This window comes from Mesorhizobium sp. M1E.F.Ca.ET.063.01.1.1 (genome assembly GCF_003998155.1).
In the GTDB taxonomy this organism is placed as follows: Bacteria; Pseudomonadota; Alphaproteobacteria; order Rhizobiales; family Rhizobiaceae; genus Mesorhizobium.
On the sequence record NZ_RZSC01000022.1, the window covers coordinates 1 to 22,834 of the forward strand.

Genomic DNA, 22,834 nt, shown 5'->3' on the forward strand with positions numbered 1-22,834 from the left:
ACGATATGGTCTGCAACGGCTTCGAGATCGCTTCCGGCGGCATCCGCAACCACCTGCCGGAAACCATGGTCAAGGCCTTCGAGATGGTCGGGCTCGATCGCCAGACGGTCGAGGAGCGTTTCGGCGGCCTCTACCGCGCCTTCCAGTATGGCGCGCCGCCGCATGGCGGCATGGCGGCCGGCATCGACCGCATCGTCATGCTGCTCGTCGGCGCCAAGAACCTGCGCGAGGTCACCATGTTCCCGATGAACCAGCAGGCCTACGACCTGTTGATGAACGCGCCCTCGGAAGCCACTCCGCAGCAGCTTCGCGAGCTGTCGCTGCGGGTCGCAGTGGCGAAGAAAGAAGGTTAGGAATCGCGCCCAAGCGGTTCCTCTTGTTTCGAGAATCGATCTCAACAAAAAAAGCCCGGCATCGCTGCCGGGCTCTTTGTTTGAGCGTTCCGCTCGATCAGTCCTCGTTCGCCTTGACCTTGACGCCGAGCGTCTTGGGCAGGTCGAGCGGGTTGGACATGGCGCCGGCCATGATCAGCGCGAACGGCACCGACGACGGCGGCTCGGCCGAGATCTCGAGGCTCTTCGGATCGTCGAGGAACTTGTTGACCGCGGCCGAGACCTCTGCCGTCAGTTCGGGATTGTTGAGCTGCGCCATGCCGAACGGCACGATCGCCTTGGCCTGGTTGGCGACGTCCTTGGCCGACATGCCCTGCTGCTTGCCGACATAGTCGAGCACTTTGCCGGTCAGCGAATCGTCGTCGAAGCGCACCGAGGCGCCGTTGAAGGAAAGCTGTTGCAGGAGGCCGAGCATGGCCATGCCCTGTGCGGAATTGTCGGCGCCTTCGGGCTGTGCGGCGAGCTGCTTCTGCATAGCCTGCATCGACTTGATGAAGTCGACCGTGTAGCCGCCGAGATCGAAGGTCATGCCGAGCGTACCGGCGTTGTCGACCGAGATGTCATATTTCGACAGCTCCATCTTGCCGTCGGAGGGCTGCCAGGTGCCGGCCATCGAGATGTTGCCGGAGATGTTCTGGTAGCCGAGCGCGTCGATCGCCTCCTTCGATTTCGGGTCGTCGACCAGCGTCAGGTCGGCGTTGAACTTCTCCGTGTTGGCGGTGAAGTCCATCGCCTTGCCGTCGGCCGGCGGGGTTATCTGGACGGCAAGCCCGTCCATCGAGAAAGCCGTCTTGTCGCCGACCTTGACCGTCATGCTGGAGAGCTCGGCCGACTTGTACATCATCATCGAACCGAGCGGATCGGTGCTGCCTTCGGCCGGCACTTTCATGTCGTGGATGACGAAGGGGCTGAGATTGAGCGTCACGCCGTCCTTGCTGTGCTCGAAGGCCGAGGTCGAGACGGTGGCGATGTCGAAGCCGCCATTGGCCTCGCTGACGCCCTCCAGCTTCACGTCGCCGATCGGCAGCGCCTCCTTCTCGGCGGCCGGTTTGATGGAGACGCCCTGCAAAACGACATTCGAATCGTCACCCGAAACCCCGGTCCAGGAAATGTCGACGCCCTGGGCGGCAAGCGTCGCCTTGACGCGCTCGGCCACGGCCGGATCGGCGGCGGAGGCGGCATTGAGCGGCAGGGTCAGCAGAAAGGTTGAAAAAGCCAGTTTCTTGAGCATTGAGCGTTGGATTGTCATTGGCGAGTTCCCTGTCCTGAAAAGTGTTTTGAGTTCCTGCCCCATCACCATTCCGTGACGAACGGGACGGGAAAAAGGCGCTTCCCGGCCCATTTGTCGAAAACGGCGATGAAAAGCAAAGGCGGGCCGGCACGCTTTGCATGATGCGGTGAATTAGTCATGAAGACCGCGGCTCTCCTCAGCCAGCGCATTGCCTGCCCAGATAGAGGGCGCATGTAACAGATTGATGTTGGCCGGCGCCCCACTTGCAGCCGAAGCCTGTTGCAGATGGGCGCCAAATTGGAATGTTCGCCTCGCCGCTTCCGTGAAATCCCTCACATCGCCGGCGTCGTCCTTGCGTGCCCACATTGCGCGCGACGAATCCGCCGGATTCCAACCCGACGCTTGCCGCGAATCACCCGCTCGGCTAGTCCAAATCCATGGGAAAAAGGCATTTGCCGCCGCAGGACAATGGCGGCGGCGACAATATCGAACCGGTCGATCTGAAGGAAGCGCTCGAAAAGCGCTACCTCGCCTATGCGCTGTCGACCATCATGCACCGGGCATTGCCGGATGTGCGCGACGGACTGAAGCCGGTCCATCGCCGCATCATGCATGCCATGCGGCTCTTGCGGCTCAACCCTGACCAGGGCTTTGCCAAATGCGCCCGCATCGTCGGCGAGGTGATGGGTAAGTTCCATCCGCATGGCGACCAGTCGATCTACGACGCTTTGGTGCGCCTCGCGCAAGAATTCTCGATGCGCTACCCGCTGGTCGACGGGCAGGGCAATTTCGGCAACATCGACGGCGATAACGCCGCGGCCATGCGCTACACCGAAGCGCGCATGACGGAGGTGGCGACCGAGCTGCTCGCCGGCATCACCGAGGACGCCGTCGACTACCGGCCGACCTACAATGAGGAGGACGAGGAGCCGGTCGTGCTCCCGGGCGCCTTCCCGAACCTGCTCGCCAACGGCTCGTCCGGCATTGCCGTCGGCATGGCGACCTCGATCCCGCCGCACAACGCCGCCGAACTTTGCGATGCCGCGCTGCACCTGATCGAGCATCCGGACGCGCCCGTGGCGAAGCTGATGGATTTCGTCCAGGGGCCGGATTTCCCGACCGGCGGCATCATCGTCGACAGCCGCGCCTCGATCCTCGAAGCCTATGAGACGGGCCGCGGCGGTTTCCGCGTGCGCTCCAAATGGGGCCAGGAGGACCAGGGCAGGGGCACCTGGAGCATCGTCGTCACCGAGATCCCCTACGGCGTCCAGAAGGCCAGGCTGATCGAGAAGATCGCCGAGCTGTTGATGGCGCGCAAGCTGCCGCTGCTCGAAGACATTCGCGACGAGAGCGCCGAGGACATCCGCATCGTGCTGGTGCCGAAGAGCCGCACCGTCGATCCAGGCATCCTGATGGAATCGCTGTTCAAGCTCACCGAGCTCGAAAGCCGCTTCCCGCTCAACATGAATGTGCTGTCGCGCGGCAAGGTGCCCAACGTCCTGTCGCTGAAGGGCGTGCTGAAAGAATGGTTGGACCACCGCCGCGACGTGCTTGTCCGCCGCTCGAAATATCGGCTGGGCGAGATCGAGAAGCGCCTGGAAATCCTCGCCGGCTACCTGATCGCCTATCTCAACATCGACGAGGTGATCAGGATCATCCGTGAGGAGGATGAGCCCAAGCAGGTGATGATGGCCCGCTGGGCGCTCACCGACAACCAGGCCGAAGCCATCCTCAACATGCGGTTGCGCGCCCTGCGCAAGCTCGAGGAGATCGAGATCCGCAAGGAATATGATGGCCTGACCGAGGAGAAGAAGCAGATCGAGGCCTTGCTGGCATCCGACGCCAAGCAATGGGCGACGATCAAATGGCAGGTCGCCGAGATCCGCAAGAAGTTCGGACCCGAGACCGAGATCGGCAGGCGCCGTACCCAGTTCGCCGACGCGCCCGAGCATGATCTGACCGACATCGCGCATGCGATGATCGAGCGCGAACCCGTGACAGTTGTCGTCTCCGAAAAAGGCTGGCTGCGCGCGATGAAAGGTCATCTGACCGACCATTCGCAGCTTGCCTTCAAGGAAGGCGATAGCCTGAAGCTCGCCTTCCATGCCCAGACCACGGACAAGATCCTGGTCTTCACCACCGGCGGCAAGTTCTACACCATCGGCGCCGACCGGCTGCCGGGCGGGCGCGGCCATGGCGAGCCGATCCGCATCATCGTCGACATGGAGAACGACCAGGACATCGTCACCGCCTTCGTGCATGATCCCAAGCGCAAGCTGCTCCTGGTCTCATACGATGCCAACGGCTTCGTCGTTTCCGAGGAAGAGGTCGTCGCCAACACGCGCAAGGGCAAGCAGGTGATGAACGTCAAGGCGCCGGACGAGGCCAAGCGCTGCGTCCCGGTCGCCGGCGACCATCTCGCCATCGTCGGCGAGAACCGCAAGATGCTGATCTTCCCGCTCGCCGAGATTCCCGAGATGGCGCGCGGCAAGGGCGTGCGCCTGCAGAAATACAAGGACGGCGGCGTGCTGGACCTGAAGACCTTCACGATTGCAGCGGGACTGACCTGGCAGGACTCCGCCGATCGCACCTTTACCAAGTCGCGCGAGGAACTGGCCGAATGGATCGGCGCCCGCGCCGCCGCCGGCCGCATGGTGCCGAAGGGTTTCCCGAGGACGGGCAAGTTCGGGTAGCGCGGCGCTAATCTCCCCCCTTGAGGGGGAGATGTCGCCTAAGGCGACAGAGGGAGTCGTCTAACGTAGAGCGCCAGCGTTCTCCTGGTCGCGAAAGGCGTTGCCGTTCCACGCGCGGCGACCCCCTCTGGCCTGCCGGCCATCTCCCCCTCGAGGGGGGAGATTCCTAGACATTTGGACTATCGTCACGATTGCTGCACTATCATGGCGCATAAGCATCCATCGAACCATGGGGAGAAACGCCGGGTTGAAGCGGGCTGAAATCCAGAAACCGGGGCAGCGCCTGTTCGGCCTGTCGACGCCGCTGAGGGCGGCCGTCATCCCGCCGCTGTCGGCGGCGCGCTGGCTCCTGGTGCTGATCGCCGCCGCCGGCGTCTATTTCTTCCACGGCTTCCTGTTTCCGGTTCTGGCGGCCCTCGTCATCGCCTTCGCGAGCTGGCCGCTCTACCGCCGGCTGCTTGCCGCGGTCGGCGGCAACCGCACCATCGCCGCGACCCTTGCGATTCTGTTCATCCTGACTTTCCTGGTGGTGCCGATCGCGCTTGCCGGCACCTATGCCATCAACGAGCTGCGCGAATGGGTGGTATGGGCGATCGAGACCAACCGCCACGGTTCCGCCACGCCGCAATGGATCGCCACGATGCCCGTCATCGGCGAGTGGCTGAACCAGCAGTGGACGGCCAATCTCGGTCATCCCGGCGGCATCGGCGAACTGATCCAGATGGTCAGCGGCTCCAACATCGGCACCATCTACCGTGGCGCGCTGGCCGCCGGCGGCAGCGCCTTCGGCCTGCTGCTGACGCTGCTGTTCATGCTGATCGCGCTGTTTTTCGCCTATCGCGACGGCGAGGCTTTCGCCGCGCAGGTCGATCGTCTCGGCGAGCGCATCCTGCCGACGCGCGAAATCCGCTCCCAGCGCGTCGTGCCGGCCACCATCTCATCCACCGTCACCGGCATGACCGTCATCGCCATCGGCGAAGGCCTGGTGCTGGGCGTCGCCTACTGGCTGGCCGGCGTGCCGTCGCCGGTGACGCTCGGCGCGCTCACCGGCATCATGGCGCTCATCCCCGGCGGCGCGCCGCTCTCTTTCACGCTGGTGTCGATCTATCTCGCCGCCAGCGGCAAGCTGTTTGCCGGCATGGCGTTGTTCACCTGGGGCGCGGTCGAGCTGTTCATCGTCGACAAGACGCTGCGCCCGAAGCTTGTCGGCGGGCCGATCAAGCTGCCGTTCCTGCCCACCTTTTTCGGGCTGATCGGCGGCGTCAAGACGATGGGCTTCCTCGGCCTCTTCATCGGTCCGGTGCTGATGGCGCTGCTTGTCGCCATCTGGCGCGAATGGCTGCGCGAGGTCGAGATGATGGATGAACAGGCGCCTGCCATCGACGAGGAGGCACCCGAGGTCAGGAAAATTCAGGCCGGGTGAACGACGGCAAGCGCCGCGCGGCGCTTGCGGCCCTCCTGCAACTGCCACAGCGAATGCGCCGCCAGCGTCACGATCAGGATCGTGCCACCGATCAGGCTGTTGCGCGTCGGCGTCTCGGCAAAGACCAGCCAGACCCAGATCGGCGCCAGCACGGTCTCGAGCAGATAGAACATCGCCACCTCCGGCCCCGAGATGTATTTCGGTCCATTGGCGAGGCAGAAGAACGAGATCGGCATGATCACGGCGCCGTTGAAGATGATCCACCATGGCTGGTTGACGTGAAACCCTTCGCCCGAGACCATGAACAAGGCGACCGCCAGAGGCAGGATGACGCCGACGAGCGCCGTGAAGCCCATGTCCTTGCCGCTGGCGCGCGAGATGGTGATGGCCAAGGCGACGAAGAAAGCCGAGCAGAGCGCCATGAAATCGCCGAACAGATGACCCGTGCCGACCGAGCCGCCGACGATGATCAGCACGCCCAGGATCATCGCCAGCATCGCGACCACAGTTCCGAGCCGGGGTCTTTCCTTGAGAAAAAGCCACGATAGCAGCGCCGCGAACACGGTGTTGAAGGCGAGGATGAACACCAGGTCGGCTGTCGAGGTGTGGTAGACGGCGGTGACGAAGGTTATCCCGGTCAGGCCGTAGCAAAAGGCCACGGCAAGTCCCGACCAGCCGGGAATGAGTTGCGGCGCATTGGCGCGCAACGCACGCCAGACGGCCCAGATTATCAAGGCGGCAATGAGTGTCGTGCCGGTGCGCAGCATCATGATGGTCCAGGGGCTGCCGTCGGCCAACCGGATCAGTGGAATGTCGACGGTAAGCGTCAATCCGCCGATGGCAGTGATCAGCAGGCCCTTCTGGTGGTCGTGGTGGGAAGACATGATAAGTCTCGCAATGATTTGCAGACGGCTGGCTTGATGGCGCACGCTTACAGCGAGCGGCGGAAACACCAGCTTCCTGGCTCTTGAAACAGTTTAAGGTCGGGCTTTGGAAAAAATGGTCAGCGACTGACCGCTTCGTGGTCGTAGCGTTCCCAGCCCTTCGGGCCGAGATGCTCCTGCGGCATGAAACGCATCTTATAGCTCATCTTGCGCGAGCCGTTGACCCAGTAGCCGAGATAGACGTGGGGCAGTCCCATCGCCTTGGCGCGGGCGATGTGGTCGAGGATCATGAAGGTGCCGAGCGAGCGATCCTCGAAATCGGGATTGAAGTAGGAATAGACCATCGACAGGCCGTCGGCCATCTTGTCGGTCAGCGCCACGGCGATCAGCTCGCCCTGGCCCTTGCCGGTGATGAAGGTGTCGGGGCCGCGGCGCCGGTATTCGATGATCTTGGTGTCGACATGCGTGTCCTCGACCATCATGGCATAGTCGAGCACCGTCATGTCGGACATCCCGCCGCGCCGGTGCCGGGCGTCGAGATAGGCGCGGAACAGGGAATATTGCTCGGTCGAGGGCTGCGCGTCGTGCATGGCGCCGATCAGATCGGCATTGCGCTGGATGACGCGGCGCATGTTGCGGCTGGTGGTGAACTCCTGCGCAAGGATGCGCACCGACACGCAGGCGCGGCAGGATTCGCAGGCGGGCCTGTAGGCAATGTTTTGGGAGCGCCTGAAGCCGCCTTGGGTCAAGAGGTCGTTCATCTCGGGCGCCTTGTCGCCGACAAGGTGCGTGAACACCTTGCGCTCGAACTGGCCCTCCAGATAGGGGCATGGCGACGGCGCGGTCAGGAAGAACTGCGGCGACTGGGTCGGATGCTGCGTCATCTAATCTTGGAAACGCTCCTGCGAATCGCTCTACCTTTGGCCCGGCCGGCGAAAAATTCAACAGGATTGTGCGGCCGCGGCCGGCCTAGCCTGTTCATATTCTAGCACAACCGGCGCGGCGATGGCGGCCGCAGGCACCGTCAGATGTCGGTGCGGGTGACGACCGTGCCGAGAAGCAGGTCATGCAGCGTGCGCTTGCGGTCGGAAAACAGCGTGACCAGCAGCACCAGCGGCGTCAGGATGACGTTGGCGGCCCAGAACAGCACCGAATGCACGACCGCGGTCAGGCCGTCGATGCGGGTGCCGTCGAGCTTGTCGAGCCGGATGCCCATGATCTTCATACCGGTCGTCGCCTGGTCACGGCTGCCCAGCGTGTTCCAGATGTAGAGGATGGCAACCGCCGGCACCAGGACGGAAAACAGCGCCCAGCCCAGGCCGAAGGTCAAAAGCCCAAGCACGGCGACCAGTATCGCGAAGGGGATGGTGAGCAGCGCAACGATGAAATAGTCGAGGATGAAGGCGAAGACGCGCCTGGTCCGCACGCCGCGATAGGCGCGCGTGTCCTCGAACCTCGTTGTGATGATCTCGCCGTCAAGCACGCGCGTGTTCATGTCCTTTCCTCATAAGGGCATTCGATGCCCGCCATCTCAGATGGTGAGGGCAGCGCTGAATTCAAGGAACGGATTTGGGCTTGGCCGGCCCGGGGGTCTAAAGCGCGTCGCGCTGAAACGGATTCAAGCGACGCGCTTTAGGTCCTTGTTTTGATGCATGTCGTTTTCCCAAAACCGCTGCACACTTTTGGGCGACATGCATTAGAAGACGCCCGGCAAGAGCCGGTAGCGGACCTTGTTGAGATACTCGCTATACTCCGGCGTTATGGCAAGAAGCCGTTCTTCGCGCAGGATGCGGTGAATCTGGAACAGACTGATGATGGCGTAGACGGTGAAATTGTAGATCGAGAAATTCGACAGCAGGAACACGACGTGTCCCATAAGGTAGCCGGCGTAAATCGGGTGCCTGACAAATCTGTAGGCGCCGTCGGTCACGACGCCCCGGTTGGCGGGCAGGATGGCGAAGGAGCGGCCGAGCGATATCTTTCCCCAGATGGACATCCACAGCGACAGGAACTGCACCGGTGCGGCGATCGCGAGCGGAATGATCGCGACGCCTTGCTCGAACGAGATGAGGCCGGCGCCGAAAGTGGCCGTCACCGAAATGACCACGGTGAACGGGCTCCAGTCGCGAACGATCGGGCGGCGCGCGAGGAGCAGCCAGATGAGGGTGAGGGTTTCGGAAATCGTCAACAGCAGGACGTTGAGCCGAGCCGGGTCGATGATGAGCTGGGACACGCCGCGATAAACGAATAGCGACATCACAGCCAGCGCGAAAAAGCGGAAGAAGCCCTCGCGCAAGTCCGTCAAGACTTCGCTCGCCCGTGGCCCGGAGAGGAATCCCGTTCCTTCGCCAGACAGGGCGATGCTTTTCAGAATGGTCAAGTCGTCGATCCCCGGCGGTCCCCTCGTATGAGACCATTGCACGCAAGCCCTTGCCGCGAGGTTAAGCTTTTGAGCGGCTTTGGTTGTATGCGGTGGAATCTCTCGAGTCCCCGGCGAATGGCGTGTTGGCAGTTGAACATGACGCTCTTCCCAGTTTAGCCTGCTGCGGCGCACAAAGAGGTGGGGAAATGGACTACGACATGCTCGTGATAGGCAGCGGTCCCTCGGGGCGCCGCGCCGCGGTACAGTCGGCCAAACTTGGCAAATCGGTTCTGGTGGTCGACAGGGGCCGCCGCCTCGGTGGCGTCTCGGTGCACACCGGCACCATCCCATCGAAAACACTGCGCGAGACGGTCCTCAACCTCTCCGGCTGGCGCGAGCGCGGCTTCTACGGGCGTGGCTACCGCGTCAAGCAGGACATCTCGGTCACCGACCTTGTCGAGCGCTTGCACAAGACGCTCGACCATGAGGTCGAGGTGTTGCAGCACCAGTTCATGCGCAATACGGTCAAGAGCGCGCGCGCCGCGGTGAAATTCCTCGGCCCCAACCGGGTCAGCCTGACGGCGGACAACGGTGACTACAGCGAAGTCGGTTTCGCCAACGCGCTGATCGCCGTGGGCACCAGGCCGCATCGTCCGGGCGACGTGCCCTTCGACAAGAAGCGCATCTTTGACAGCGACGAGATGCTGGAACTCCACCATCTGCCGCGCACGCTGACGGTGATCGGCGCCGGCGTCATCGGCGTCGAGTATGCGACCATCTTCTCGGCGCTCGACGTGCCGGTGACGCTGGTCGAGCCGCGCAACACGATCCTCGATTTCATCGACCGCGAGATCGTCGACGACTTCATCCACCAGATGCGCGACCGCGGCATGACCATTCGCCTCGGCAGCACGGTCAAGGAAATCGCTTCGAAGCCGGATCATGCCGAGGTGACGCTGGCCGACGGCCGCACCATCCGCTCCGAGATCGTGCTCTATGCCGCCGGCCGCACCGGCAACGTCGCCAGCCTCGGCCTGGAGATGGTCGGCATCGAAGCCGATGGGAGAGGCCGTATCAAGGTGGATCCGAAAACCTTCCAGACCAGCGCGCAGAACATCTATGCCGCCGGCGACGTCATTGGTTTCCCAAGCCTTGCCTCCACCTCGATGGAGCAGGGCAGGGTGGCCGCCTGTCACGCTTTCGGCGTCACCCTGCCGCCGCCGCCGGAAACCTTTCCCTATGGCATCTATGCGGTGCCGGAGATCTCCACCGTCGGCCAATCGGAGGAGCAGGTGCGCGAGAGCGGGATCGCCTATGAGGTCGGCGTGGCACGCTTCCGGGAAACCTCGCGCGGCCACATCATGGGCGTCAACTCAGGCTTCCTGAAGCTCCTCTTTTCGGTCGAGACGCGACGGCTGCTCGGCGCCCACATTGTCGGCGAGGGCGCCACCGAGCTCATCCACATCGGCCAGGCGGTGATCAATCTCGGCGGTACCGTGGACTTCTTCGTCAACAACACCTTCAACTATCCGACGCTGGCCGAAGCCTACAAGATCGCGGGCCTGGATGCCTGGAACAGGATGGGGCAGGGATAGACACTGGACAAAGCTCCTTGCCAGGAGCGACGTTCCAGTCAGGCGACTGGTGTGGCCCCCGCAAGCCACTGCGGCACGATCGCTGCATCCGCGTCGCCGAATTCGTGACCTGCGGCGACGATGCGCGCATCGACCTCGGCGCCGCGCTGGCTGAACAGCGTCACCAGGGCGGGCGCGAAGGGTCCGTAGGTCTGGTCCGCCGCGCCGGCGATGATCAGCACCCGCGTTCCGGCAAGGTCGGGCGCAGGGGTGTCGTCGAGTACCGGCATCGCCCTGAGAAGCGCGGCCTGCCTGACGAGGCCCGGATGGAGCAGCATCAGCGTGGAAACCAGATTGGCGCCGTTCGAATAGCCGAGGAAGGTTGCGCGCTGAAGGTCGAGCCCATGGCGCTTCGCGGCTACGGCTGCGAACTCGGCGAAAGCGGCCGCCTCCGCGCGAATGCTCGATTGCTCGAAACTGGTCGGCGTGATTCGCTCGAACCAGCGGAAACCATCCTCTTGGGCGATGCGGCCGCGCGCCGCGACAAGCACCGCGCGCGGCCCGATTTGCCTCGCCAATGGCACCATCGTCGTTTCGTCCACGCCCGATCCATGCAGCACGAAGAGGCATTCGCCGCTCGCATTCGCCGGCCTCAGCAATCGATAGGAAAAACTAAGATCGCGGTGCAGGATGTTGTTTTCTTCGGAATATTCGGACACGCTCATATCCGTTTGATTTCATGGGTGTTTTGTTGATTTGCCGGCTTCAAAACGGAATGTTTTCAAGCTCCGCGAAAGTTGATTGAACCGGGCGCATTTCAGACCGTTTCTGCGCCGATACACTCCCCGATGGGAGGAATCGAAGCGGTGCGTCGGGGGTCGCATTGCTGGACATGAAACACCAGCTCTGAGGCCTTTTGTCGATGACCATCCCGGTTTCTCAACGCGACACGCGTATCAATGATCGCAATACGCGTATCAATGATCGCGACACGCGTATCAACGGTCGCGACACGCGTATCGATGTGCTGCGCGCGCTCGCCTTGCTCACCATTTTCGTCGACCATGTGCCTGGCACCGTCTTCGAAAGCCTGACCTACAAGAATCTCGGCTTTTCCGATGCGGCCGAGGCCTTCGTCCTGATCTCCGGCATCTCGGTTGCGCTTGCCTATGGCAGCAAGTTCAAGCCGGGCGGCAGATTGCTGGCGACGCTCAAGATGTGGCGGCGCGCCGGCGTGCTTTATGTCACCCACATCGTCATCACCATGGCGGTGATCGCCATGTTCTGCGCCGCGGCGGTATTTGCCCACAGGCCGGAGCTCTTGAAGATGATCAACATCGAGCCGCTGATGAAGAACACGCCGGAGGTGCTGCTCGGCATCGTCACGCTCGGCCATCAGCTCGGCTACAACAACATCCTGCCGGTCTATGCGGCGCTGCTTCTGGCGGCGCCGGCCTTCGTTCTGTTCGTCAGCTACAGGCCCGTGGCCGCACTGTTTGTGTCCGGGCTGCTGTGGCTTGTCGCCGGTATCTGGCAGATCGCGCCGCCGAACTATCCCGAGCCGGGTCTCTGGTTCCTCAACCCGCTGTCCTGGCAATTCCTGTTCAATATCGGCCTTGCGGCCATGCTCCATGTCAAGCGCGGCGGCACCATTCCCGTAAACCGGTGGCTGATGGGCTTCGCCGGCGCCTATGTGGTCGGCGCGGCGATCTGGGTGCACAGCCCGCTCTGGGGTCATATCACCTGGTTCGACCTGCCGGTGGTGCTCGGCGGCTTCGACAAGACCTTCCTGTCGCTGCCGAGACTGCTGCATATCCTTTCTGTCAGCTACCTGATCATCGCCTTGCCGGCCGTATCGAACCTCTTCCGCGCCAGGCCCGACAATCCGCTGGCGATCCTCGGCAAGCGCTCGCTGCCGGTGTTCATCGCCGGAACGGTGATCGCCATGGCGGCTCAGGTGCTCAAGCTGATCAATCCCGGCGGCCTGGCCTATGACACGCTGCTGATCGCCGCCGGCATCGCCATGCAGTTCGCGCTGGCGCTGTATCTCGAATGGCTTGCCAGCCTCGGTCCGGCCCGCGCCAAGCCGGCGCGCGAGCAGACTGGGCGCGCTTCGTTCGGTGCGCAGCCGGTGCAGGCGAGGTTGGGCGGCTATTGAGGGCTCGTCAGATCCTCGGGGCAGGGCCGGTCGAGGCCCTGACGACGAGCTCGACACCCATCGTCTCGCGCCGTACCGCGCCGTCGAAGTCGAGGATCATGCGCGCCGCCCGCCGCCCGATCTCGGTGATCGGCTGGGCGATCGTGGTCAGCGGCGGGTCGCAGAGCGCGCCGTCCGGCACGCCGTCGAAGCCGACGATGGAGACATCCTCCGGCACTTTGAGCCCCCGCGCGGTCAGCCATTCGATGGCGATCAGCGCCATCCTGTCCGACATCGCCAGGATGGCGCTGGGCCGCTTGTTGCCCGCGAAGATCGCCTCGAGCCCGGCCCTGGTGCTCTTCTCTTCATTTTCGGTCTCGTAGACCGGGATCTTCGCCGTATTGATGCCGAAGCGGGAGAGCTCCTCGAAATAGCCGGCAAGGCGGTCGCGTGTTCCTGTGTAGAGCGCGCTGTGCACGATTTCCGGCGTGGCGAAGCCGGTGCGGTCGTCGGCAAAGGCCAGCGACAGCACCGCGAAACGGCGATGGCCGAGCTCGGCAAGGTGGCGCGCTGCAAGCCTGGCGCCTGCGACATTGTCGACGCCGATCGCCGAGACGGTTTCGTCCTCGAAGCCGAGTTCCAGCGCCACGAAGGGCAGCCTGCGCTCGCGCGTCAGGTCGACAAGGCGCGAGCCGCCTTCGATGCAGAATAGGATGAAGCCGTCGACAAGCGCGCTCTGGATGTTCCAGGCGAGCTTTTCCTGGTTGGCGGCTGAGACCAGTGCGATGCCCGCGCCCGTGGCGTCGCAGGCTTCGGAGATGCCGGCCATCATGACGCGGGCAAAGGGATCCTCGAAGAAATAGGAGAGGGGCTCGGTCGTGCCGACGCCGATGGCATTGACCTTGCCGGCGCGCAACAGGCGCCCCTTGGGATCGGGCCCGGCATAACCCATCGCCTCCGCCACTGCCTTGACCCGCTCGCGCACTTCCTGGCGCACGATCTCCGGGCGGCTGAAGACATTGGAGGCCGTGCCATGCGAGACGCCAGCCGCCTTGGCGATATCCGCCAGCCGGATGGGTCGTGCCTGGCCTTCGATGGGTGATGCCATGTCGTTCCTCCGAATCCTGTCACATCACGAACATGACCGCGGAATGGTTGCCGGTCATCTAACATTTTTCTTGGATCGATTCAAATTCCTGCTTGACTTCGAGTGCGGCGAGCATATGATTTGAATCGATCCAAGACAGCTTCTCCCGAGCGGATTTGAAAGAAGGAGGGTGCCATGCATCCGGTCAGCTATTTGTTCGAGGACTTCTACAAGAACGACTGGGGCATTGCCTCGGCCGCAACGAGCGAAAAGCGGCGCGGCAAGGCAAGCCCGTGGAAGCGCGAGCCACGCTTCATCGTGGGGCGCAAGCGCGCCTGAGGGGCGGTTCTTTTTCGTGCTGAAAAATTGGATCGATTCAATCAGAGGAAATCAGCCATGCATCCGATCAGCCATCTCTTCCAGGACATCTATCGCAACTATTGGGGCATCTCGCCGGCGGTCGACCGGCCTGAGCGGCAGCGCGCGGCGGAGCCGGCGACGCGCAGGCGGAAGCTGCGTTTGGTGCGCCGCTGACCTCGCCGCTCCGCGAGCCTCGCTCCGATGAAGGGGCGTTCTAGGACCGTGGGCGCAACAGCGCCGAGACCGCAATCGCCAGCCAGCCGGCGATCAGCAGAGTGCCGCCGACCGGCGCCGACATCGGAAACAGCCGCGAGCCGAGGAAGTCTCTGGCGATAAGATCGCCAGAAAACATCAGCAGGCCGACGAGCAGCACCAGGCCTGCGATCCTGAGGCTCCTGTTGCCGTCGGCAAGGCCGATGGCGACGAAGGCAGGGGCGTGCATCAGCAGGAACGAGGCGGCTGTGCCGGTGAAGGCGCCGCCCCGATGCGCGGCGGCGGCCGACAGCGCCACGCCTGCCGCGCCAACGAGCCCACCCGCCAGCACGAGGATACGGCTGCCGCCGTTTGATGGTTGCCCGGCGAGGCTCATCGCGGATCTCCGTGCTTCGGTTGACGGCGAGCCTCTCAGGACTCGCCCGCTTCGAGCAGCATATGCCGCGCCCGCCTCGACTGGACAATCCAGTTGTAGACCGCTCCGAACGCCATCAGCACCGACGTGCCTAAAAACACCGCCCGCATGCCGAAATGGCCGCCGACGAAACCGCCGAGCACACCCAGCGCGCCGGCATAGGCGTCGATGACGCCTGCGCCGACGCGGCATTTCTCGGTCAGGCCCAGATCGGCAGCCGCTTGCGTCGTCAAGGGGCCGATATCGGCGCCGACCGAGCTCGCCTTTTCCGGAAGGTTGCCGTGCTCGAAAAGATCGCCGAGACCGACGAGCTCGAAGAAATCGCGCCGCCAGCCCGTCTTCTCATGGGCGAGGTAAGTCCATTTGGCGGTCAGCGTGCATTGCGAACGGGCGAGCGAGCCGCTCGCCTTCCAGGTCAGGAAATCGGCGAGATCGAAAAGATAGCCGGCTTCGTGCCATGTTCCTGGCAGGTAGCGCTTCAGCCACATCAGCTTCGGCGTTTCCATTTCCGGCGACATCACGCCGCCGATATAGTCGAGCACGGCATGGCCGCTTCTGGTGCATTCGTCGGCCTCGGCGATGGCGCGGTGATCGAGCCAGACGATGGTATCCCAGCGCTTCTCGCCGGTGACGGAGACGCTGAGCTGGCCGCCCTGCCTGTCGCGCACCACAAGCGAGCAGGTGGCGTCGAAGGAAATGCCGACGATATCCGATGCGGCGACGCCGGCTTTTTCGCGCGCGGCGCGCACGGCGGTACAGACGGCCGACCAGATATCCTGCGAATCATGCTCGGCATGATCGGGCTTCGGCTGATGCATGGCGATCGGCCGCTCGGCACGGCCGACCAGATTGCCTTTGGGGTCGAGAATGCCCGCGCGAGCGCTCCCGGTGCCGACATCGACCGCGCAAACGAAACTCGTCGTCAAGATGCTTTTACTCTCGCTCCCAGGCCTGCAATCAGATCGGGCAATTGCAGCATGTCAGCGAATATAAAGTCCGGTTCGGTCGACGCAAGCCGCGCCTTCAAGGCGGGATTGTCCGCATGCGAGCCACCGGTGAAGGCGAAGACGCGCATGCCCGCCGCCCGCGCCGCGGCGACGCCGGCCGGGCTGTCCTCGACGACCAGGCATTTGCGCGGATGCGCGCGCATGGTGGCGGCGGCATGGAGGAAGAGGTCCGGCGCAGGCTTGCCGCGCTTCACCATGGCGGCGCTGAAGAGATGCGGTTCCATCATGCCCAGCAGGCCGGTGACGTCGAGCGCGTAGCGGATGCGTTCCAGCGTGCCGGACGAGGCGACGCAATAGGGCAGGCCGAGCCTCGGCAGGATCTCCTTGATGCCGGGGATCGGCTTCAGCTCCTCGCGGAACTTGCGCATCAGGTCGGCGCGCATGGCGGTGAGATGCTGGTCGCTGATTTTGAGCCCGAAATCGCGACCGAGAATCTCGCGCACGCTCTTCATGCTCTTGCCAAGGAAGTGCTCGTAGGCGGCATCCTCGCTGACCGTGCCGCCGGCGAGCTCGATCATCCCGAGCAGCGCCGAGACCGAGAGCGCCTCGCTGTCGACCAGCACGCCGTCACAGTCGAAGATGACCAGTTCGGGCGTCATTCCAGCCGATTCCAGTGGGCTTCAGAGCTTGCCGGCGAGATAGCGGGTCAAGGTTTCGCGTGCGCCGTTGGCCCAGAGCACGTCGAGCGCATGGGCAAAGGCTTGCGCGAAAACGGGCGAGCGGCCGACATCGCCATAGATGTCGTCCATGGCAAGCCAGGCGCCGGGCTCGGTTTTTGCCGCCTTTGCGGTCGCCTGCATCCGGTCCCAGCTCGGATCGTTGGGTTCGATGACGGCGCCGCTGTCCGTGGTGCCGAAGCAGTAGCGGCACCAGAGCGCCGATTCCAGCGCCAGCCCGGCGACGCCTTTCCCCGCCTTCAGCCGGTCGGCAATGGTCGGGATGATGAATTTCGGCTGCCGGTTCGAGCCGTCGAGGCAAAGGCGACGGATGGTGTCGCCGATCTTCGGGTTGGAGAAGCGGCGTTCGATGAGCTGGTAGTAATCTTCCAGCACGGTGTCCGGCACCGGCGGCACGGTCGGGATGATCTCGTCGCGCTCCAGCTTGGCGAGGAAGCCGCGCACCAGCGGCTCCTGCATCGCCTCATGGACGAAATGGATGTCCATCAGGCCTGCCGGATAGGCGATGGTCGCGTGGCCGCCATTGAGGATGCGGATCTTCATCAGCTCGTAAGGAGAGACATCCTTGACGAACTGCACGCCGGCCTCTTCCAGCGGCGGCCGGCCGGCGGTGAAATGATCTTCCAGCACCCATTGCTTGAACGGCTCGCAAAAGACCGGCCAGTTGTCCTCCAACCCGAAATCGCTCGCCAGGATGCCGCGCTCGCGATCGGTGGTGGCCGGCGTGATGCGGTCGACCATGCCGTTCGGGAAGGCGACATTGTCCCTCACCCAGCCGGCAAGGTCCTCATCGATCAGGCGGGCAAGGCCGATGACGCCGTCGGAGGTGACATGGCCATTGTGGGGGATGTTGTCGCAGGACATGACGGTGAAGGGCACGATGCCATCGGCGCGGCGGCGCACCAGACCGGCCAGGATGATGCCGAAGACGGTCTTCGGCGCTGCGCCCGGCTGCGCGTCGGCGACGATGTCGGGATGGGCCGGGTTGAACTTGCCTGAGGCCGGGTCGATGAAATAGCCGCCTTCGGTGATGGTCAGCGAGACGATCCTGATCGCCGGGTCGGCGAGCTGCTCGATGATCGCCTTCGCATCGCCGGGCATCAGGAAATCGATCATCGCGCCGGTGACGCGGGCGCTCATATGGCCCTGGTCCTGCTCGACCACGGTGGTCAGCCAATCCTGCTCCTGAAGCCTGGCGCGGCCGGCCTTCTCGCCCTCGAAGACGCCGGCGCCGATCAGCGCCCAGTCATGGCCGAGCCCGGAATTGAACAGGTCGTCGAGATAGACGGCCTGGTGCGAGCGATGGAAGTTGCCGACGCCGAAATGCACGATGCCGGCTTTCAGAGAAGAGCGGTCGTATTTCGGGCCGGAAACCTTCGAAGGAAGCTTTGCGAGATTCGAGGAAGAGAGTTTCACGGTCATCTTACTTTACCCTTCGGCCGATATGCAGCCCAACAATTCCGCCTGAGCGGTGAGGGACGGCGCCGGTTGTTCCGTGCTGCCCCTCACCTGCCCCGTGACGCATCCTCCCCGGAGGAAGGGAGAAGCGCCTTCCCCCTCAACTCATCCACTTCAACTCATCCATTGGCCGCCATCGACGTTGTAGGTCTGGGCGACAATGTATTCAGCCTCGTCGCTGGCGAGGAAAACCGCCATTCCGGTCAGATCTTCCGCCCGGCCCATGCGGCCATAGGGAACGCTTTCGCCGACCAGGCGCTTCTTCTCGCCCTTCGGCCGGTTCTCGTATTTGGCGAACAACGCATCGACGTGGTCCCAGTGCTCGCCGTCGACGACGCCCGGCGCGATGGCGTTGACGTTGATGCGATGCTTGATCAGGTCGAGTCCGGCCGATTGGGTGAGCGAAATGACAGCGGCCTTGGTAGCGCAATAGACCGCGACCAGCGGCTCGCCACGGCGCCCGGCCTGGCTCGCCATGTTGATGATTTTGCCGCCCCGGCCAGCGGCGATCATCGAGCGGGCCGCCGCCTGCAGCATGAACAGCGTGCCGGCGACGTTGACGGAGAACAGCTTGTCATAGCCCGCCCTGCCGATCTCGACGATCGGCGCCAGGTCGAACAGCGCCGCGTTGTTGACCAGGATGTCGAGGCCGCCCGCCTTGGCCTCGACCGCTTTCACCGCCGCCTCGATCGAGGATTGGTCGGTGACGTCGAGTTGGACAGCGTAAGCCGCTGAGCCGATATCCTTCGCCGTGGCTTCCGCGGCCTCCAGGTTGATGTCGGCAATCGCCACCGTCGCACCTTCGCGCGCATAGGCTTCGGCGAAGGCCCGGCCGATGCCGCGCGCCGATCCGGTGATCAGCGCCGATTTGCCTTTCAGCCTCACTGCCCCGTCCTCACTGGGCCAGCGCCTTGCCATCGGCGCCAAAGCGATGGAGCTTGGTCTTGTCGGGCGTCAGATAGACGGTGTCGCCATGCTTCACCGCCACCTCGCCGTCGGCACGCACATTGATCGTGCCGACGCCGTCTGTCTGGACATGCAGGAAGGTGTCGGAGCCGAGATGCTCGGCAACGCCGACCGTCGCTTTCCAGTCGCCGGCCGTGGTCGAGATGTTGATGTGCTCGGGCCGGATGCCGATGGTCTTGGCGCCGTATTTTTCCGCCGGCGCGCCTTCGATGAGGTTCATCTTGGGTGAGCCGATGAAGCCGGCGACGAAGAGGTTCTTCGGCGTGCGGTAGAGCTCCATGGGCGAGCCGACCTGCTCGATGTTGCCGGCGTTGAGCACGACGATCTTGTCGGCCATGGTCATGGCCTCGACCTGGTCGTGGGTGACGTAGATCATCGTCGTCTTCAACTGATGATGCAGCTCGCTGATCTCCAGCCGCATGGTGCCGCGAAGGGCCGCGTCGAGGTTCGACAGCGGTTCGTCGAACAGGAAGGCCGACGGCTGGCGCACGATGGCGCGGCCGATGGCGACGCGCTGGCGCTGGCCGCCGGAGAGCTGGCCCGGGCGACGCTCGAGATAGTTGGTGAGGTTCAGCACCCGCGCTGCGTCCTTCACCTTCTTGTCGATGGTCGCCTGGTCCTCGCCCGCCATCTTCAGCGGGAAAGCGATGTTCTTGGCGACCGTCATGTGCGGGTAGAGCGCGTAGGACTGGAAGACCATGGCAAGCTTGCGCTTGGCCGGCGCCTCCTGGGTCACGTCACGGCCATCGATGCTGATGGTGCCGCCGCTGGTGTCCTCGAGCCCGGCGATCAGGCGGAGCAGCGTGGACTTGCCGCAACCCGACGGGCCGACGAACACGACGAACTCGCCGTCCTCGATATTGAGGTCGATGTTCGGAATGATCACCGTCGACCCGAAGGACTTGGAGACGTTCTTGAGCGTGATGTTTCCCATGGCTTCCTCCCGGGGGATTTGGTCGTCCGCGGCTGGCGCGCGGCTACTTCACGGCGCCAAATGTCAGGCCGCGCACCAACTGCTTCTGGCTGAACCAGCCCATGATCAGGATCGGCGCGATCGCCAGTGTCGAGGCCGCCGACAGCTTGGCCCAGAACAGGCCTTGCGGGCTGGAGAAGGAGCTGATGAAGGCGGTAAGGGGTGCTGCGTCCGTGGTGGTCAGACGGATCGTCCAGAACGCCTCGTTCCAGGCGAGGATGATGTTGAGCAGCATGGTCGAGGCGATGCCGGGGACCGCCATCGGCGTCAGCACATAGATGATCTCGTTCCACAGCGAGGCGCCGTCCATGCGCGCCGCTTCGAGGATCTCGCCCGGGATTTCGCGGAAGTAGGTGTAGAGCATCCAGACCACGATCGGCAGGTTGATCAGCATCAGCATGACGGTGAGGCCGATGCGGCTATCGAGCAGGCCGGTGTCGCGGAAGATCAGGTAGATCGGGAACAGCACCGCGACGGCCGGCATCATCTTGGTGGAAAGCATCCACATCAGGATGTCCTTGGTCCGCTTGGTCGGCGAAAACGCCATCGACCATGCCGCCGGGACGGCGATCAGGAGCGCCAGGACGGTCGAGCCGACCGACAGGATCACCGAATTCAGGAAGAACTTGAAGTAGCCGCTCTGCGCCTGCACCTCGGCATAGCTTTCGGTGGTGCCCGACGGGATGAGCGCGAAGCCCTGGATCGCCTCCTGCTCCGACTTGAACGAGGTGATGATCGTGTAGAGGATCGGGAAGAAGATCAGCAGGGCGACAATCCAGGCCGCGGTCGTGGCGATCGTCTTGTGCTGGGTGGTGACTGCGCGTGCCATGTCAGGTCCTCCCGTATCGGCGATGTTGGCGGCAGGGTCGACCGCCACTCCGGTTTGCTGCGCAAACCACCTCTCCCCCGATCGACGGGGTAGAGGAAGGGCGCGACTTCGGTGCAGGCGTTTCCTCTCCCCCGGGCAGGGGGAGAGGTGTCCCGCGCAGCGGGACGGAGTGGGGGTGGTTCAGCGCAAGTGGCATCGTCTCCCCCTCACTTGTCCAGGTTCTTGCCGACGGCGCGCATGACGAAGAAGGCGACGATGTTGGCGAGAATGACCGCGATGACGCCACCTGCGGACGCCTGGCCGATTTTGAACTCCAGCAGCGCCTTCTGGTAGACGAGGAAGGGCAGGTTGGTGGAGGCGTAGCCTGGGCCGCCATTGGTGGTGACCAGGATCTCGGCGTAGATCGAGAGCAGGAAGATCGTCTGGATCAGGATGACGACGGTGATGGCGCGCGACATGTGCGGCAGCGTCAGATACCAGAAGCGGCTGAGGAAGCCGGCGCCGTCCATTTCGGCCGCCTCCTTCTGCTCAGTGTCAAGCGATTGCAGTGACGTGAGCAGGATCAGCGTGGCGAAGGGCAGCCATTGCCAGGCGACGATGAGGATGACCGCCGTCAGCGGGTGTTGCCCGAACCAGTCGATGGGGTTGGCGCCGAAGAAGCGGGCAATATCGGCGAAGACGCCGTATTGCGGGTGCATGATCATGTTCTTCCACACAAGTGCCGCAACCGGCGGCATGACGAAGAACGGCGAGATCACGAGGATGCGCACGAAACCCTGGCCCCAGATCGGCTGGTCGAGGAGCAACGCCAAAAGGATGCCGCCGACCACGGTGATGACCAGCACGCTGACGACGATGGCGAGCGTGTTGAGGATCGACTGCAGGAAGGCCGGGTTGGAATAGAATAGCGCGTAGTTGGAGAAGCCGACGAAACCGTCGCGGATCGGGTTGAGCGGGTTGTATTGCTGGAACGAGAACCACAGCGTGAAGGCCAGCGGCACGATCATCCAGATGAACAGCAGGATCACCGATGGCGCCATCATGAAACGGGCAAGCGAACGGGTTTGCTGAGTAGCCATGACGGTCACCCTCCAAATGTCAGCCGGATTCTAGCGTTGTGCCACAATTTTCCTGATTGTGAAGGTGGCCGCCCGAACTGGGTTTCGGGCGGCCAATGCCGGTCATGATGCGCTACCGGCGTTCGGCACCGGGAGGAGCCTTACTTGATGTAGCCGCCTTCGGTCATTGCCGCGGTGGCTGCGTCCTGGGCCTGCTTCAGCGCATCGTCGACGCTCGACTGGCCGGCAAGGGCGGCTGAGAAGAGCTGGCCGACGGTGGTGCCGAGGCCCTGGAATTCAGGGATGGCGACGAACTGCACGCCGACATAGGGCACCGGCTTGACGGTCGGATGCGTCGGGTCGGCGGCGTTGATGGAGTCGAGCGTCATCTTGGCGAAGGGCGCCGCCTTCTGGTACTCCGGATTGGCATAGAGCGAGGAGCGCGTTCCGGGCGGAACGTTGGCCCAGCCTTCCTTCGAGGCGACCAGCTCGGCATAGTGCTTGCTGGTTGCCCACGATACGAACTTCTCGGCGGCGTCAGCCTTTTGCGTACCCGCCGGGATCGCCAGCGACCAGGCCCACAGCCAGTTGCCGCGCTTGCCGAGGCCATTGTCGGGCGCCAGCGCATAGCCGACCTTGTCGGCGACCTGCGAGGCCTTCGGATCCGAGACGAAGGAAGCGGCGACGGTGGCGTCGATCCACATGCCGCACTTGCCCTGCTGGAACAGCGCAAGGTTCTCGTTGAAGCCGTTGGACGAAGCGCCCTCGGGGCCATCGGCCTTCATCAGGTCGACATAGAACTGCAGCGTGTTCTTCCATTCAGGCTGGTCGAACTGCGGTTTCCAGTTCTCGTCGAACCAGCGGGCGCCGAAGGAGTTCGACATGGCGGTGAGGAAGGCCATGTTCTCGCCCCAGCCGGCCTTGCCGCGCAGACAGACGCCGTTCACGCCATTGGCGCGGTCGGTCATCTTGTCGGCAGCCTGCTTGATGAAGTCCCAGGTCGGGGCATCGGGCATCTTGAGGCCGGCCTTCTCCATCAGGTCCTTGCGGTACATGACGAAGGAGCTCTCACCGTAGAAGGGCGCGGCGTAGAGC

Annotated in this window: 22 protein-coding genes and 1 pseudogene; 7 read left to right on the forward strand and 16 right to left on the reverse strand. The window is 63.7% G+C overall.

What is annotated here, in order from left to right; genetic code table 11:
• On the forward strand, window positions 1-353 hold a 353-nt coding region (locus tag EOA29_RS03925; protein WP_348628852.1), incomplete at its 5' end, for an amino acid--tRNA ligase-related protein.
• 97 nt (window positions 354-450) lie between these two features.
• Here EOA29_RS03925 and EOA29_RS03930 read toward each other — a convergent pair.
• The gene (locus tag EOA29_RS03930) at window positions 451-1,641 is read right to left on the reverse strand and encodes a hypothetical protein (protein WP_126094258.1); all 1,191 of its coding nucleotides are present in this window, start codon (window positions 1,639-1,641) and stop codon (window positions 451-453) included.
• Window positions 1,642-2,060: 419 nt separating this feature from the next.
• Here EOA29_RS03930 and parC point away from each other — a divergent pair, with 419 nt between their 5' ends.
• Both parC and EOA29_RS03940 read left to right on the forward strand, forming a co-directional pair.
• On the forward strand, window positions 2,061-4,316 hold the full coding sequence (gene parC, locus EOA29_RS03935) for a DNA topoisomerase IV subunit A (protein ID WP_126094257.1): 2,256 nt from the start codon (window positions 2,061-2,063) through the stop codon (window positions 4,314-4,316).
• 247 nt (window positions 4,317-4,563) lie between these two features.
• Window positions 4,564-5,739 carry an AI-2E family transporter gene (locus tag EOA29_RS03940; protein ID WP_127220254.1) on the forward strand — a complete coding sequence of 392 codons (1,176 nt, stop codon included), beginning with the start codon at window positions 4,564-4,566 and terminating at the stop codon, window positions 5,737-5,739.
• Here the strand turns inward: EOA29_RS03940 and EOA29_RS03945 are convergent.
• The 4 genes from EOA29_RS03945 to EOA29_RS03960 all read right to left on the reverse strand — a co-directional run bounded on the left by EOA29_RS03945 (window position 5,727) and on the right by EOA29_RS03960 (window position 9,003).
• Entirely contained in the window at window positions 5,727-6,623 is an 897-nt protein-coding gene (locus EOA29_RS03945; RefSeq protein WP_126094255.1) for a DMT family transporter, read from the reverse strand. The two genes, EOA29_RS03940 and EOA29_RS03945, sit on opposite strands and share 13 nt — an antisense overlap.
• 119 nt (window positions 6,624-6,742) lie before the next feature.
• On the reverse strand, window positions 6,743-7,507 hold the full coding sequence (locus EOA29_RS03950; RefSeq protein ID WP_126094254.1) for an arginyltransferase: 765 nt from the start codon (window positions 7,505-7,507) through the stop codon (window positions 6,743-6,745).
• A gap of 140 nt (window positions 7,508-7,647) precedes the next feature.
• Window positions 7,648-8,118: an RDD family protein gene (locus tag EOA29_RS03955; RefSeq protein WP_126094253.1), complete on the reverse strand. Its 471-nt coding sequence runs from the start codon at window positions 8,116-8,118 to the stop codon at window positions 7,648-7,650.
• A gap of 201 nt (window positions 8,119-8,319) precedes the next feature.
• Window positions 8,320-9,003 carry an isoprenylcysteine carboxylmethyltransferase family protein gene (locus EOA29_RS03960; protein WP_245468400.1) on the reverse strand — a complete coding sequence of 228 codons (684 nt, stop codon included), beginning with the start codon at window positions 9,001-9,003 and terminating at the stop codon, window positions 8,320-8,322.
• A gap of 188 nt (window positions 9,004-9,191) precedes the next feature.
• Between EOA29_RS03960 and sthA the strand changes: the two genes are divergently transcribed.
• On the forward strand, window positions 9,192-10,580 hold the full coding sequence (gene sthA / locus EOA29_RS03965) for a Si-specific NAD(P)(+) transhydrogenase (RefSeq protein ID WP_126094252.1): 1,389 nt from the start codon (window positions 9,192-9,194) through the stop codon (window positions 10,578-10,580).
• Window positions 10,581-10,618: 38 nt separating this feature from the next.
• Here sthA and EOA29_RS03970 read toward each other — a convergent pair whose 3' ends face one another.
• Entirely contained in the window at window positions 10,619-11,278 is a 660-nt protein-coding gene (locus EOA29_RS03970; protein WP_245464691.1) for an alpha/beta hydrolase, read from the reverse strand.
• Window positions 11,279-11,481: 203 nt separating this feature from the next.
• On the opposite strand from EOA29_RS03970, the gene EOA29_RS03975 reads away from it, so the two are divergent.
• The gene (locus tag EOA29_RS03975; RefSeq protein WP_126094250.1) at window positions 11,482-12,717 is read left to right on the forward strand and encodes an OpgC family protein; all 1,236 of its coding nucleotides are present in this window, start codon (window positions 11,482-11,484) and stop codon (window positions 12,715-12,717) included.
• Between the two features lie 7 nt (window positions 12,718-12,724).
• Here EOA29_RS03975 and EOA29_RS03980 read toward each other — a convergent pair whose 3' ends face one another.
• Entirely contained in the window at window positions 12,725-13,804 is a 1,080-nt protein-coding gene (locus EOA29_RS03980; RefSeq protein WP_126094249.1) for a substrate-binding domain-containing protein, read from the reverse strand.
• 174 nt (window positions 13,805-13,978) lie between these two features.
• On the opposite strand from EOA29_RS03980, the gene EOA29_RS41155 reads away from it, so the two are divergent.
• On the forward strand, window positions 13,979-14,122 hold the full coding sequence (locus EOA29_RS41155; protein WP_189350105.1) for a hypothetical protein: 144 nt from the start codon (window positions 13,979-13,981) through the stop codon (window positions 14,120-14,122).
• 57 nt (window positions 14,123-14,179) lie between these two features.
• Entirely contained in the window at window positions 14,180-14,317 is a 138-nt protein-coding gene (locus tag EOA29_RS41160) for a hypothetical protein (RefSeq protein WP_189350103.1), read from the forward strand.
• A gap of 40 nt (window positions 14,318-14,357) precedes the next feature.
• Here the strand turns inward: EOA29_RS41160 and EOA29_RS03985 are convergent, their stop codons facing one another.
• The 9 genes and pseudogenes from EOA29_RS03985 to EOA29_RS04025 form a co-directional block, all read right to left on the reverse strand.
• A complete protein-coding gene (locus EOA29_RS03985) occupies window positions 14,358-14,732 on the reverse strand; it encodes a DUF423 domain-containing protein (protein ID WP_126094248.1) in 375 nt (124 codons plus the stop codon).
• A gap of 167 nt (window positions 14,733-14,899) precedes the next feature.
• A pseudogene (locus tag EOA29_RS03990) lies at window positions 14,900-15,697 on the reverse strand (FGGY family carbohydrate kinase); the annotation flags it as partial.
• A complete protein-coding gene (locus EOA29_RS03995; RefSeq protein WP_126090726.1) occupies window positions 15,694-16,377 on the reverse strand; it encodes an HAD-IA family hydrolase in 684 nt (227 codons plus the stop codon). The pseudogene EOA29_RS03990 and the gene EOA29_RS03995, both read right to left, overlap by 4 nt.
• Before the next feature lie 21 nt (window positions 16,378-16,398).
• Entirely contained in the window at window positions 16,399-17,877 is a 1,479-nt protein-coding gene (locus EOA29_RS04000) for a mannitol dehydrogenase family protein (RefSeq protein WP_126090727.1), read from the reverse strand.
• A gap of 150 nt (window positions 17,878-18,027) precedes the next feature.
• A complete protein-coding gene (locus EOA29_RS04005) occupies window positions 18,028-18,798 on the reverse strand; it encodes an L-iditol 2-dehydrogenase (RefSeq protein WP_189350420.1) in 771 nt (256 codons plus the stop codon).
• Between the two features lie 10 nt (window positions 18,799-18,808).
• Window positions 18,809-19,813 carry an ABC transporter ATP-binding protein gene (locus tag EOA29_RS04010; RefSeq protein WP_126090729.1) on the reverse strand — a complete coding sequence of 335 codons (1,005 nt, stop codon included), beginning with the start codon at window positions 19,811-19,813 and terminating at the stop codon, window positions 18,809-18,811.
• Between the two features lie 43 nt (window positions 19,814-19,856).
• Window positions 19,857-20,681: a carbohydrate ABC transporter permease gene (locus EOA29_RS04015; protein WP_126090730.1), complete on the reverse strand. Its 825-nt coding sequence runs from the start codon at window positions 20,679-20,681 to the stop codon at window positions 19,857-19,859.
• 206 nt (window positions 20,682-20,887) lie between these two features.
• Window positions 20,888-21,760 (reverse strand): sugar ABC transporter permease, encoded by an 873-nt coding sequence (locus EOA29_RS04020; RefSeq protein WP_126090731.1) that lies wholly within the window; start codon window positions 21,758-21,760, stop codon window positions 20,888-20,890.
• Between the two features lie 140 nt (window positions 21,761-21,900).
• Window positions 21,901-22,834, reverse strand: a 934-nt coding sequence (locus EOA29_RS04025; RefSeq protein ID WP_127220255.1) for an extracellular solute-binding protein, incomplete at its 5' end; no start/stop codon positions are given.

Excerpts from the sequence above, each read along its gene's own strand:
- EOA29_RS03930 (WP_126094258.1), bottom strand. The coding sequence starts at position 1,641 with ATGACAATCCAACGCTCAATGCTCAAGAAACTGGCTTTTTCAACCTTT.
- parC (WP_126094257.1), top strand. The coding sequence starts at position 2,061 with ATGGGAAAAAGGCATTTGCCGCCGCAGGACAATGGCGGCGGCGACAAT.
- EOA29_RS03945 (WP_126094255.1), bottom strand. The coding sequence starts at position 6,623 with ATGTCTTCCCACCACGACCACCAGAAGGGCCTGCTGATCACTGCCATC.
- EOA29_RS03950 (WP_126094254.1), bottom strand. The coding sequence starts at position 7,507 with ATGACGCAGCATCCGACCCAGTCGCCGCAGTTCTTCCTGACCGCGCCG.
- EOA29_RS03955 (WP_126094253.1), bottom strand. The coding sequence starts at position 8,118 with ATGAACACGCGCGTGCTTGACGGCGAGATCATCACAACGAGGTTCGAG.
- sthA (WP_126094252.1), top strand. The coding sequence starts at position 9,192 with ATGGACTACGACATGCTCGTGATAGGCAGCGGTCCCTCGGGGCGCCGC.
- EOA29_RS03975 (WP_126094250.1), top strand. The coding sequence starts at position 11,482 with ATGACCATCCCGGTTTCTCAACGCGACACGCGTATCAATGATCGCAAT.
- EOA29_RS03980 (WP_126094249.1), bottom strand. The coding sequence starts at position 13,804 with ATGGCATCACCCATCGAAGGCCAGGCACGACCCATCCGGCTGGCGGAT.
- EOA29_RS41155 (WP_189350105.1), top strand. The coding sequence starts at position 13,979 with ATGCATCCGGTCAGCTATTTGTTCGAGGACTTCTACAAGAACGACTGG.
- EOA29_RS41160 (WP_189350103.1), top strand. The coding sequence starts at position 14,180 with ATGCATCCGATCAGCCATCTCTTCCAGGACATCTATCGCAACTATTGG.
- EOA29_RS03985 (WP_126094248.1), bottom strand. The coding sequence starts at position 14,732 with ATGAGCCTCGCCGGGCAACCATCAAACGGCGGCAGCCGTATCCTCGTG.
- EOA29_RS03995 (WP_126090726.1), bottom strand. The coding sequence starts at position 16,377 with ATGACGCCCGAACTGGTCATCTTCGACTGTGACGGCGTGCTGGTCGAC.
- EOA29_RS04000 (WP_126090727.1), bottom strand. The coding sequence starts at position 17,877 with ATGACCGTGAAACTCTCTTCCTCGAATCTCGCAAAGCTTCCTTCGAAG.
- EOA29_RS04010 (WP_126090729.1), bottom strand. The coding sequence starts at position 19,813 with ATGGGAAACATCACGCTCAAGAACGTCTCCAAGTCCTTCGGGTCGACG.
- EOA29_RS04015 (WP_126090730.1), bottom strand. The coding sequence starts at position 20,681 with ATGGCACGCGCAGTCACCACCCAGCACAAGACGATCGCCACGACCGCG.
- EOA29_RS04020 (WP_126090731.1), bottom strand. The coding sequence starts at position 21,760 with ATGGCTACTCAGCAAACCCGTTCGCTTGCCCGTTTCATGATGGCGCCA.